7 protein-coding genes are annotated in these 12,100 nt (G+C 70.0%); 6 read left to right on the top strand and 1 reads right to left on the bottom strand.

Annotation, left to right across the window (positions count from 1 at the left end):
* Positions 1-31: 31 nt before the first annotated feature.
* Complete coding sequence (locus AAC050_RS11560; RefSeq protein WP_339915240.1) at positions 32-2,158, bottom strand: S9 family peptidase; 2,127 nt, start codon at positions 2,156-2,158, stop codon at positions 32-34.
* Positions 2,159-2,289: 131 nt separating this feature from the next.
* Here AAC050_RS11560 and AAC050_RS11555 point away from each other — a divergent pair, with 131 nt between their 5' ends.
* The 6 genes from AAC050_RS11555 to addA are packed head-to-tail and all read left to right on the top strand — an operon-like array spanning position 2,290 to position 12,014.
* Positions 2,290-3,147: a 1-acyl-sn-glycerol-3-phosphate acyltransferase gene (locus AAC050_RS11555; protein WP_339915239.1), complete on the top strand. Its 858-nt coding sequence runs from the start codon at positions 2,290-2,292 to the stop codon at positions 3,145-3,147.
* Entirely contained in the window at positions 3,144-3,614 is a 471-nt protein-coding gene (gene tsaE, locus AAC050_RS11550; protein ID WP_339915238.1) for a tRNA (adenosine(37)-N6)-threonylcarbamoyltransferase complex ATPase subunit type 1 TsaE, read from the top strand. Before AAC050_RS11555 ends, tsaE begins: the two co-directional genes overlap by 4 nt.
* Positions 3,607-4,695 (top strand): N-acetylmuramate/N-acetylglucosamine kinase AmgK, encoded by a 1,089-nt coding sequence (gene amgK, locus AAC050_RS11545; protein WP_339915237.1) that lies wholly within the window; start codon positions 3,607-3,609, stop codon positions 4,693-4,695. The genes tsaE and amgK overlap by 8 nt, the downstream gene beginning before the upstream one ends.
* A complete protein-coding gene (murU, locus tag AAC050_RS11540) occupies positions 4,692-5,408 on the top strand; it encodes an N-acetylmuramate alpha-1-phosphate uridylyltransferase MurU (protein ID WP_339915236.1) in 717 nt (238 codons plus the stop codon). The genes amgK and murU overlap by 4 nt, the downstream gene beginning before the upstream one ends.
* Before the next feature lie 52 nt (positions 5,409-5,460).
* Positions 5,461-8,529 carry a double-strand break repair protein AddB gene (gene addB / locus AAC050_RS11535; protein WP_339915235.1) on the top strand — a complete coding sequence of 1,023 codons (3,069 nt, stop codon included), beginning with the start codon at positions 5,461-5,463 and terminating at the stop codon, positions 8,527-8,529.
* Complete coding sequence (addA, locus tag AAC050_RS11530; RefSeq protein ID WP_339915234.1) at positions 8,526-12,014, top strand: double-strand break repair helicase AddA; 3,489 nt, start codon at positions 8,526-8,528, stop codon at positions 12,012-12,014. The genes addB and addA overlap by 4 nt, the downstream gene beginning before the upstream one ends.
* The last annotated feature ends 86 nt before the right edge of the window (positions 12,015-12,100 follow it).

Here is a 12,100-nt window from a genome sequence, read left to right as displayed (position 1 = left end):
CGCGCCCTGTCTGTGATCGGTCGCGTCGGGGTCAGTCGGCAGGTTTCAGATGGGCGTCCAGCCAGCCGAACACCTCATTGTGCCATTGCAGGCTGTTCTGCGGCTTGAGGACCCAGTGGTTCTCGTCCGGGAACACGATCAGACGGCTCTCGATGCCGCGGCGCTGCAGGGCAGTGAAGGCCGACAGGCCCTGGGCCGTGGGAATGCGATAGTCGCGCTCACCCTGGACCACCAGCATCGGCATCTGCCACCGGTCGACGTGATTGGCCGGATTGAATTCCTGATAGGCGCGCGGATTTTCCCACGGCGTGCCACCGTTTTCCCATTCAGTGAACCACAGCTCCTCGGTGGCGAAGCCCATGCTGAAGGTGTCGAACACCCCGTCGTGGTTGACCGCACATTTGAACTCCCCGGGCCAGTTGCCGGCGATCCAATTGATCATATAGCCGCCGTAGGAGGCCCCCAGGGCGCAGGCGTTGTTGCCGTCGAGGAAGGCATATTGCGACTGGGCCGCGGCCCAGCCCTTCTGCAGGTCTTCGAGCGGGCGGTCGCCCCAGTGCTGGCTGATCGAATCGGTGAAGGCCTGGCCGTAACCGGTCGAGCCATGGAAATCGATCATCACCACCGCATAGCCCGCCCCGGCATAGCTCGACGGGTTCCAGCGGTAGGACCAGCTGTTGCCAAACGAGCCCTGCGGCCCACCGTGGATCAGGAAGGTGACCGGATATTTCCGGCCTTCGACATAGCCGGCCGGCTTGATCACATAGCCGTGGACGGTCTCGCCGTTCCAGCCGTCAAAACTGAACTGCTCGGCCTCGCCGAACGTCTTGTCGTTCAGCGACGGGTTGACCTCGGTCAGACGGCGCACGGCGTCGCGACTGCGGTAGCCCTTGAAATAGAGGTCCGACGGCGCGTTCAGGGCGTCACGGGCATAAACGATACCGGTCGGCGTCAGATCGAAGGCCGAGACATGACCGGCCCCGGTCACCGGCGTCACCGCCCCGTTGCGCGTATCTATGGCGAAGATCCGGGTCTGACCGACGTCGCCCGCCGTGGCATACAGGGTCCGGCCATCCGCCGACCACTGCAGGCTGTCCGCCGACCGGTCCCAGTTGGCGGCGATCTGGCGGGTCTGGCCGGTGGCCACGTCGCGCAGGAAGATCGCAAACTTGTCGGCCTCAAAGCCCGGACGGGCCATGGCGCGATAGGCCAGGGTGCGACCGTCGGGCGAGAAGACGGGGCCGGTGTCCCAGGCGTGGTTGGCCTCGGTCAGATTGACGAAGGCCCCGTCGTCGCTGATCCCGTCGGTCTGGTACAGGTCGAAATTGGTGCTCCACGGCTCTGACTTACCTGCCACCCGAGCCGAAAAGACCACCGAATTGCCGTCGGGGGCGAAGGTGAACTCGCTCTCGTCGCCGAACGGCTTGGACGGATTGTCACCGTCGAACCCCTTGGTCACCCAGACCGCGTCGCCGATGGCGTGGCCATCGGCCCCGATGTCCTGGACGAACAGATGGTTCTGGGTGCCGTCATTCCACGTGTCCCAGTGGCGCACGAACATGCGGTCGTAGACCATGCCGGTCGATTTGCGCTCGCCCTCGGCCTTGGCCCGGTCGACGCTGCAGGCCAGATCGGCACAGTCAGGAAAGACCGCCAGCGACACCACGACACGGTCAGTGGCAGGACTCAGACGATAGGCGTTCACATCGACCGGCAGGTCTGTGACCTGGACCGGACCGGTACCGTCGGCCTCGGCGCGCCAGACCTGGCTTGAACCGGACCGGCCGGACAGGAAATACAGATGGCCGTCGGATCCCCAGCGGGCGGTGTTGGCCCCGCCGTCCGAGATCGCCAGCCGTACCGGCGCGGCGTCCCCGGCCACGTCGCGGATATACAGACTGCCCGAGCGGCGGTTGGCTTCAACGTCCGTCGCCGTGACCGAATAGACCACCCGGCGGCCGTCGGGCGAGACCCGCGGGTCGCCCAGCCGGTTCAGACCGATCAGGTCCTGATAGGTGAACGGTTGCTCGACGTCGTGAACGACAGCCACGCTGGCCGCCCCGGCGGCGGCCGGGGCCTCGGCCATGGCGGGCAGTGCCGCGGCACTCAGCAGGGCGGCGGCACTGAGGCTGGAAAGCAGAAGGGGCAGACGGCGCATGCTGAACATCCTTGGCATCGGTCACAAATCCGGTGCGCAGGGGTAGCACCCGTCCGCCTCAGGTCAATGCCGGGCGCGAATGCGCACGCGCCGCTTGCCCGCCGCGCCGTGAGCGGCGACAACCGCTTTGCATGGAGTCTGTTCCCCTCATTCCCGCGTCGGACGCCCACATCTGCGATGTCCTGATCGCCGAGCGGGCCCCGCGTCTGACCGGCTCCTTCGCCTGGCCGGCCCTGCGTCCTTTTTTCTACCGGCTGCTCGGTTACCGGCACGCCCGCACCATGGCCGACGCCGTCGGTGACCTGTCCGGACCGGACGCCTTCGCCCATATGTCCGACCTGCTGGACCTGAAGGTCTCGGCGCTCAATCTCGAGCGAATTCCGGCCACCGGCCGTTGCGTCGTGGTCTGCAACCATCCGACCGGCATTGCCGACGGTATCGCGGTGCATGACGCGGTCAGCCGACGCCGGGCCGACGCCATCTTCTTCGCCAATGCTGACGCCTTGCGCGTTTCGCCCCGACTGGCCGAGACCGTCATCCCGGTCGAATGGGTGGTGGCCAAACGCACCCGCGAAAAGACCCGACTGACCCTGCTGGCGGCGAAGACGGCGTTCGAGGCTGAACGCTGCGTCGTCCTGTTCCCGGCGGGGCGAATCTCGCGCGTCGGTCCAGACGGGGCCCTGGCCGATCCCGAATGGGCGGCGACCGCTGCGTCCCTGGCCCGGAAGTATGCCGCCCCGGTGGTGCCGATCCACGTCGCCGGCCCGCGCTCGCACCTGTTCCACCTGTTCCACCGCATCTCCGACGAACTTCGTGACATCACCCTGTTCCACGAGCTGCTGAACAAACAGGGCAAGGCCTTCCGCCTCCACGTCGGCCGGCCGGTCGATCCGGTCCGCCTGCCCGCCGACGCCGTCGAGGCCACCCTGGCGCTGAAGACCTTCACCGAACGGGTCCTGGCCCACCAGCCGGACGCCGATTTCGCATGAAAATCCCCCTGTCCGACGCCGCCGCCACCGCCCGTCTGGGCGCGGCCATCGCCCCCCTGCTGGCCCCCGGCGAGGCCGTGCTGCTGTACGGCCCGCTGGGCATGGGCAAGTCGACCCTGGCCCGCGGTCTGATCCGGGCCCTGACCACGCCGGACGAGGACGTGCCCTCGCCCACCTTCACCCTGGTCCAGTTCTACGACAGCGATCCGCCGGTGGCTCATTTCGACCTCTACCGCCTGACCCGGCCCGACGAGGCCTTCGAGATCGGTCTGGACGAGGCGCTGGACGAGGGTTGTGCCCTGATCGAATGGCCCGAACGGCTCGGCGAGGATCCCGCCCGCCAGCTGGGCCCCGACCGCCTGACCATCACCCTGTCCGAACAGAACCTCGACGGTGTCGACGGTCGCCTTGCGACCGTTTCCGGCGCAGGCTCATGGGAAGCCAAGCTCACCGATGTCCATGTCTGACCGCGAACACCAGCGTCTCGACTTCCTCAAGGCGTCCGGCCTCGCGGCTGCCGCGCGCGCGCCCCTGCCCGGCGACGCCTCGACCCGCCGCTACGAGCGGCTGACCACCCCGACCGGCACCTCGCTGATGCTGATGGACCAGCCGCCCGCCGCCGAGAGCGCACCGTGCGATCCCGCATGGTCGCCGGAGCGCCGTCGGGCCGAGGGGTGGAACGCCGTGGCCCGGCTGTCGGCCGGTCGCATCGAGGCCTTCGCCGCCGTCGCCGCCCATCTGCGCTCTCTGGATCTGTCGGCTCCTGACATCATTGCCCTCGACGCCCCCGCCGGTCTGGCTGTGCTCGAGGATTTCGGCGACGACCTGTTCGCCCACGCTATCGACCGGGGCATCGACGAGGCCCCCCTCTATCTGACCGCCGTCGAGACCCTGGCCCGCATCCATGCCGCCCCGACCCCGGACGTCCTGAAAGGTCCCGCCGGGGACTGGCCGTTGTTGCCCTATGACGAGACCGCCCTGCAGGGCGGGGCCGATCTGTTCGTCGACTGGCTGCCGAAACTCGATCCGGCCCTGACATTCGACAGCGCCACCGTGGCCGGATGGCATGCCGCCTGGGCCCCGGTCGTCGCCGCCGGAGCTGCCGGGGCCACGGTCATGGCCCACCGCGACTATCACGCCGAGAACCTGATCTGGCTGCCGGGGCGCGCCGGTCCGGCCCGGGCCGGGATGATCGATTTCCAGGACTCTGTCCGTGCCCATCCCTCCTGGGACCTGCACTCCCTGCTGCAGGACGCGCGCCGCGATGTCTCGCCCGCCCTCGAGCGACTGGCACTGGACCACTATTTCGCCCTGCGCCCTGAGGTCGACCGCGCCCCCTTCATGCAGGCCTATGCCGGTCTGGCGGCCCTGAACGAGGCTCGCATCCTCGGCATTTTCGCCCGGCTGATCGCTCGCGACGGCAAGCCCCGCTACCGCGCCTTCATGCCGCGCATGTGGGCCCATCTGAACGCCAATCTGAAGGCCCCCGGACTGGACGGCGTCGCCGCCTGGTTCGACCGCCACGTGCCGGAGGCCAGCCGCCGATGACCGCTCCCACCACGGCCATGGTCCTCGCCGCCGGCCTCGGCACCCGCATGCGCCCGCTGACCAACGACCGACCCAAGGCGATGGTCGAGTTGGCCGGACAATCCCTGATCGACCATGTACTGGACCGGCTGGCCGGAGCCGGGATCGACCGGGCCGTGGTCAATGTTCACTGGTTCGCCGACCGGCTGGAAGCGCATCTGGCGGTACGCGGACGCGGCCCGGCCATCGTCATCTCCGACGAGCGCGCCGACCTGCTGGAGACCGGTGGCGGGCTGAAGAAGGCCGCCCCCCTGCTCGGCCCCGATCCGGTGTTCGTGGCCAATATCGACAGTGTCTGGACCGACAACGGCGACGCCCTGGGCGATCTGGCCCGATTGTGGGACCCGGCACGGATGGACGCGGTCCTGCTGCTGGCCCGGCGCGAGGGATCGATCGGCTTCGAGGGCGGCGGCGACTTCTTCCTCGCCGACGACGGCCGCCTGACCTTCCGCGGCGACGCGGCTGAAGCGCCCTTCGCCTATATGGGCGTGCACATCACCCGGCCCGACTATGCCGACGCCGGCCCCGACGGACCCTTCTCCCTCAGTCCGCTGTGGCGTGCCTCGGCCGCTGCCGGCCGGCTGTTCGGCTGCGTGCTGGACGGCGACTGGATGCATGTCGGCGACCCGCAGGCCCGCGACGCCGCCGAGGCCAAACTGGCTGGAACGGCATGATGATCGCGCGCCTCAAACAGGGAGACGCCGCGCGTCGACCGATAGGCGCACCATGACCGCCGCCTTTGATCCCTTCGCCCCTGCCGGGCCCCGCTGGTACGCGATCCCCGCGCACCGGCCCTTTCTCGAGGATCTGGCCGCCGGGGTTCTGGCCTGGCTGGGCGAGCATCCGCCCGAGACCCTGTCCGACGCCACCATCCTGCTGCCCAACCGCCGCGCTGCCCGCGCCTTCACCACGGCCCTGTCGCGGCTCGGTGGTGACCGTCCCGTGCTGCTGCCCCAGGTCCGCCCCCTCGGCGATCTGGAAGAGGACGAGGCCCCCTTCGCCCCCGGCGAACTGGGCCTGGACCTGCCCCCGGCCATCAACCCGCTGGCCCGGCGCTTCGAGTTGGCGCGTCTCGTCGCAGCCCACGACCCCCGGGCAGCGACCTCGCCCCTGCATGCGTTGGAAATGGCTGACGCTCTCGGCGCATTCCTCGACTCCTGCCAGATCGAGGAAGTTTCCGACCTCGGCCTCGTCTCCAGCCTCGCCGGGGCCGATCTGGCCCAGCACTGGATTGAATCCGCCGCCTTCCTGGCCATCGCCGTAGACCAGTGGCCCGCCCGCCTGGCCACGCTGGGCCTGATGGATCCCGCCGCGCGCCGCACCGCCCTTCTGCGCCGGCTCGCCGAGACCTGGGATTCCCGGCCGCCGACCCACCCCCTGATCGTGGCCGGGTCGACCGGCACGGCCCCGGCGGCGGCGGCCGTTATCGGTGCCGCCGCCCGCGCCCCGCAGGGTTGCGTCGTCCTGCCCGGACTGGACCTGGACCTGTCACTCGATGCCTGGAACGCGGTGGACGAACAGCATCCCCAGGGGGCGTTGAAACGGCTCCTGGAACGGCACGACATTGCCCGCGACCGGGTGTCGGTCTGGGGACCGGACGGGGCCGCCGAGCCCTCGGCCCGCCGTCGCCTGATCGCCGAGGCCCTGACCCCGCCCAAGGCGACCGCCGACTGGCGCGACACCATAGACGCCATGGCCCGTGAGCCGGGCAACCCTGTCGTCGAGGGTCTCGATGGCCTGACTCTGATCTCGGCCCGCGCCGAGGAAGAGGCTGCCGCCGTCGCCGCCGTCCTGATGCGAGAGGCACTGGAGACGTCGGGCAAGACCACCGCCCTGGTCACCCCCGACCCTCTGTTCGCCCGCCGCGTTCAGGCCCGGTTATCGCGCTGGGGCCTGGAGGCCGACTCCTCGGCCGGCTCGCCCCTGTCGATCACGCCGGTCGGCGTCCTGCTGGCCCTGATGGCCGATTTGGTCGGGGAACCGTTCAGTGGCGCGACCCTGCTGGCCCTGCTCAAACATCCCGTGGTCCGTCTCGGTCTCGACGACCGCGCCCTGGCCGATCAGACACGGATGCTGGAGCTGCACGGCCTGCGCGGTCCCCACCCCGCCGGCTGGGCTGCCATCGAACGTCACTTGGCGCGCGCGCGCCTTCCCCGTTTCGAGCGTCCCCGCTCCGATGCCTGGCTGACCCAGATCGACGAGGGCGAGGCCCTGCTGACCCCGCTACGCGCCGCTCTGGATCCGTGGCTGGAGCTGTTCGCCGCAGGCCCGACGGCTGTCGACGCTGCCGCGACCGCCATGGTCCACGCCATCGAGCGAGTGGCCAGCGACAAGAGCGGTGCCACCGATGGTGCCTGGCGCGGGGCCGAAGGCGAGGCGGCGGCGCGGATGCTGTCCGGCCTGATCGCCGACGGGGCCAGCCTGCAGCCACTGTCGGGCCCGGACTTCGCCCGCCTGATTTCCGGCCTGCTGGCCAACGAGGTCGTGCGAACAGGCGGGGCGGCCCATCCACGCCTTTTCATCCTCGGGGCCATCGAAGCGCGGCTGGCTCGCGCGGACCGCATGATTCTGGCCGGTATGGAGGAGGGCGTCTGGCCGCGCGGCGCGCCGATCGACCCCTTCCTGTCGCGCCCGATGCGCAAGACCCTGGGCCTGCCCCCGCCCGAGCGCCGCATCGGTCTGTCGGCCCACGACTTCGCCCAGTCGGCCTGCGCCCCTGAAGTCATTCTGCTGCACACAGAGCGGCGCGGCGGCCAGCCCTCGGTCAAGTCACGCTGGCTGTGGCGGCTGGAAACCCTGGTCGGTGGTGCCGGCCACGCCCTGCCCGGCCGTGCCGATATCCTGGCCATGGCCCGCGCGCTCGACGCTGCCGAGGTCACCCCGCCTCCGTCCCTGCTGCCCGCGCCCCGCCCGGCCCCGATTCCGCCTGTGCACCTGCGCCCCCGCCGCCTGTCGGTGACACGGATCGAGGAATGGGTGCGCGACCCCTACGCCACCTATGCCCGCTTCATCCTCGGACTGGAGGCCCTGCCCCGCCCCGACGAACGTGTCGACGCCCGGCTGCGTGGCACCGCCATCCACGCTGCCCTGGAACAGTTTGCCGTGACCTGGCCGACGCTGGCCCCCGCCACGGCCGAGGAGACCTTCATCGACCTGTATCTGGATCAGTTGCGCGACGGCGGCATGCCGGACGCCGCTCTCGCCCGCGAGGTTGTGCTGGCCCGCAACGTCGCCGCCTGGGCCGTCGGATTCGAGACACAAAGGCGGGCCGACGGGGCTGTCATCCTGATCGAACAGCGCGGCGTCATGGAGATCGACGCCCCGCGCGAACCGTTCCGCCTCAGCGCTCGCGCGGACCGGCTGGAGTTGCACGACGGCATGCTGACCGTGATGGACTTCAAGACCGGCATGGCACCGAGCTGGAAACAGGTCCGCACCGGTTTCTCGCCCCAGCTTTCCCTGACTGCCGCCATCGCCCGCGCAGGCGGCTTTCCCGGCCTCGGCACACCGGAGCCGGGGCAACTGCTCTATGTCACGGTGACGGGACGCCGTCCGCCCGCGACCGAGGTCGACCGCAGCGGCGACGCCCAGAAAAAGGACGCCCAACCGATCGCCACCACCATCGACGACGCCGTGGAGGGGCTGAACCGCCTGATTGCGACCTATGAACAGGCCGATCAGGCCTATGTCTCGCGCGCGGCACCGCAGTTCGCCCAGCGCGCTTTTTCTGACTATGACCACTTGGCGCGGGTGCGCGAATGGTCCGTAGCCGACGAAGCGGAGGGCCCGGAATGACCACCGCCCAGGCCCGCGCCGCCGATCCCGCCATCAATGCCTTCGTCATGGCCAACGCCGGCTCGGGCAAGACCACCACCCTGGTCGATCGGGTGGCGCGCCTGCTGCTGGACGGGTCCAAGCCCGACGCCATCCTGTGCCTGACCTTCACCAAGGCTGCGGCGGCCGAAATGCAGCGCCGCCTTTACCAGCGCCTCGGGGCCTGGGCCGTGGCCACCGATGATGCGCTGCGCGAGGACCTCGGCAAGCTCGAGGCCCGCTCGCCCGCAGCCTATGACCGCGCCGGTCTGTCGCGAGCCCGCGCGCTGTTCGCCCGCGCGCTGGAGACTCCCGGCGGGTTGAAGATCCAGACCATCCACGCCTTCTGCGAACAGCTGCTGCGCCGGTTCCCGATTGAAGCCGGGGTATCGCCCGGCTTCCGCGTCATCGACGACACAGAGGCGACCGCCGTCTCGGCCATCGCCCGCGAGGCCCTGGCCCGCGCCTCGTTGAGCGAGGCCTGGCCGGCCCTGTCCGATGCTTATGCGGCCATGAGCGAGACCCTGCATCATGAGGCCTTCGAGGCTATGTTCGGCGTGTTCGAGGCAAGGCGTGCGGCCCTCGCGGCCTATGTCGAACACGCCGAAAACGAGGGCGGCCTCGCCGATTTCGTCGCGCGCTCGGTCGGTTTCGAGGATGCCGCCGAGGCCGACGCCGAGACCCTCGAGGCCGAGGCTGCCGACCCGGCCGCGATCGACGCGGACCGTTGGCTGTGGGCCGCCGGTGCCCTCGACCGCGCCAAGGCCGCAGGCGACCGGGACAAGGCGCGCCAGATCCACAACTTCATTGAGACCGTCCGCTTGGGCGAGGGCCGTTTCACCGACCTCACCGCCATCCTTCTGACCAAGGAAGGCTCCGCAGCGGCCTGGTGCGTCAGGAGCGCGGCGGTGAAGGCGGAACCCGGCCTGTCAGACTGGCTGGTAGAGCAGCAGGACCGGGTGGTCGCAGCGGCCCAGCGCCTGCGCGCGGCCCATGTCGCCACAGAGACGATCCACGCCCTGACTCTGGCCGGGACCTATGCCCAGGCCTATGCGGCGGCCAAGACCGCGACCGGCGCGCTCGACTTCGCCGATCTGATCGCCCGCGCCCGCGCCCTGTTGACCGACGGTCCCGGTGCGGCCTGGGTGCTGTACAAGCTGGACGGCGGCGTCGATCACCTGCTGATCGACGAGGCCCAGGACACCTCGCCAGAGCAGTGGGCCATCGCCCGCGCCCTGACCGAGGAATTCTTCGCCGGTGCGGGGGCGCGTGAGGACGGTCGCGAACGCACCATCTTCGTCGTCGGCGATGAGAAACAGTCGATCTTTTCTTTCCAGGGCGCGGCACCGGAGCGGCTGCTGGCCGAAAGCCAGACCTATCGCCGTCTGGCCGAGGCCGCCGGACGGTCCTTCGAAACGGTCGAACTGCTGCAATCCTGGCGCTCGACACCCGAGGTGCTGGCTTTCGTCGACCAGGTCTTTGCCGTGCCCGACCACGCCCGCGCGCTAAGCCCGGGCCGGGGCGAGATCGGCGATCGGGTCGATGTCGTCGTGCGCCACACAGCCGGACGGGCCGACGGCCCCGGTAGCGTGGATCTGTGGCCTGAAGAAAAGGAGGATCCCGCCGAGGACCGCCGCGCCTGGGACGACCCTCTGGACGCCGGAGCCGGTCAGGGAGCGCGCCGCCGGGTGGCCGAGAGGATCGTCGCCGAGGTCCGGGACATCGTGGAGTCGGGCCAGGGCGTCCACGCCAAGAACGCAACCGACCGCACCGCCTGGCGGCCCGCCGACTGGGGCGACGTGCTGATCCTCGTCAAGAAACGCGGCCCGATGTTCGAGGAGATCCTGCGTGCCCTGAAACGGTCCGGCGTCCCTGTCGCGGGGGCCGACCGGCTGAAACTGGCCGAACATCCGGTGTTCGAGGACCTGCTGGCCCTCGGCCGTGCGGCCCTCTACCCCGAGGATGATCTGACGCTGGCGGGCCTGCTGCGCAGCCCCTTGTGTGATGTCAATGAACAGGGGCTGTTCGACCTGGCCCAGGGCCGTGCCGGAACGTTGTGGCGCGCCCTCACAGCCCGCGCGGACGAGCGGCCGGAATGGACGGCGGCGCGCATTTTGGTGCGATGGTTCCGGGCCGAGTCCCGGGTCCGCACACCCTTCGATCTCTACGCCCGCCTGCTGAACCATCGCGACGCGCGCGGGCTGACGGTGCGCCAGCGCTTCATGACCCGGCTGGGTGGCGAGGCGGCCGACGCCCTCGATGCCTTCCTCGATCAGGCGCGGACGGCCGAGGGGCGCGGCGTCACCGACCTGGAGCGGTTCTGCGCCGATCTGGCGGCCATCGACCAGACGGTCAAACGCGAGATGGACGAGCCACGCGGCGAGGTCCGGGTCATGACCGCCCACTCGTCCAAAGGGCTGGAGGCCCCCATCGTCATCCTGCCGGACACCATCTTCGCCGAGCCCAAGGGCGACGCCCTGCTGGAAACCGCCGATGGCGGCTTCCTGTGGTGCGGTGCATCCGAGCGCGACTGCGATGCGTCGGCGCTGGCCCGCGAAGCGCGCAAGACGCGCAACGAAGAGGAGTCGCTGCGCCTGCTCTATGTCGGCCTGACCCGCGCGCGCGACCGGCTGATCATCGGCGGCCGGATCGCCTCGAATCGCAAGATCGAGAACGCCCGCGCCTGGTGGGGCCCGGTGTTCGACGCCTTTGGCGGCCTTGACGGAGTGCGGGAAATCGAGACGGCTTCCGGCCCGGCCCGTCGTTTCGGCGCGAACCCTGTCCGTCTGGCCCGCCCGGCCATTACGACCTCCGTCGCAGCCGCGCTGCCCGCCTGGTTGACCACGGAACCGGCACGTGAGGACGCGGACCGGCGTTTGGTACCCTCGCGCATGGACGAGACCGTGCGCATCCCCGCTCCCTCGCCCCTGGCCACAACCGCCGGACCGGGCGCACCGCTGGGCCGGTTCCGCCGCGGCGACCTGATCCACCGGCTGCTGGAGCGCCTGCCCGAGATCGACCCGGCCGCCCGGCCCGATGCCGCCGTGCGCATGCTGGCCCGCGAACCCGATCTCGACGCGGCCCAGCGCGAGGACATGATCGCCGCCGCCTTCAGAGTGCTGGACGATGCCCGTTTCGCGCCTGTTTTCGGCCCCGGCTCGCGCCCCGAGGTGGCTCTGAGCGGTTCGGCCCCCGCCCTGCCGCCAGGCGTATCCATCTCCGGCCGGATCGACCGGCTGGTCATCACCCCCGACCGCGTCCTTGTGGTCGACTACAAGACCAACCGCCCGGCCCCGGACCGGATCGAGGCCGCCGACCCTGCCTATGTGCTGCAGCTGGCCGTCTATGTCGCCGTGCTGAAGCGTCTGTACCCTGACCGCACGGTCGAGGCGGCCCTGGTCTGGACCGACGGACCGAAGCTGATGCCGGTTCCACAGGCCCTGATGGACAGGGCCCTGACCGTTTGACGTTGAATTCCGCAGGAATCGCCCCACATCTGCGGCAACAGACGATCATTCCGATCACGCCCCAACCCCGCGCCGGTTCCGTACCG

This window comes from uncultured Brevundimonas sp., assembly GCF_963974615.1.
Taxonomy (GTDB): Bacteria; Pseudomonadota; Alphaproteobacteria; order Caulobacterales; family Caulobacteraceae; genus Brevundimonas.
Note: the sequence above shows the minus strand (reverse complement) of the source record. Positions and strands in the feature narration are given on the sequence as shown.

Bases quoted from the DNA above. Each gene is read 5' to 3' on its own strand.
- AAC050_RS11560 (WP_339915240.1), bottom strand. From the start codon at position 2,158: ATGCGCCGTCTGCCCCTTCTGCTTTCCAGCCTCAGTGCCGCCGCCCTG.
- AAC050_RS11555 (WP_339915239.1), top strand. From the start codon at position 2,290: ATGGAGTCTGTTCCCCTCATTCCCGCGTCGGACGCCCACATCTGCGAT.
- tsaE (WP_339915238.1), top strand. From the start codon at position 3,144: ATGAAAATCCCCCTGTCCGACGCCGCCGCCACCGCCCGTCTGGGCGCG.
- amgK (WP_339915237.1), top strand. From the start codon at position 3,607: ATGTCTGACCGCGAACACCAGCGTCTCGACTTCCTCAAGGCGTCCGGC.
- murU (WP_339915236.1), top strand. From the start codon at position 4,692: ATGACCGCTCCCACCACGGCCATGGTCCTCGCCGCCGGCCTCGGCACC.
- addB (WP_339915235.1), top strand. From the start codon at position 5,461: ATGACCGCCGCCTTTGATCCCTTCGCCCCTGCCGGGCCCCGCTGGTAC.
- addA (WP_339915234.1), top strand. From the start codon at position 8,526: ATGACCACCGCCCAGGCCCGCGCCGCCGATCCCGCCATCAATGCCTTC.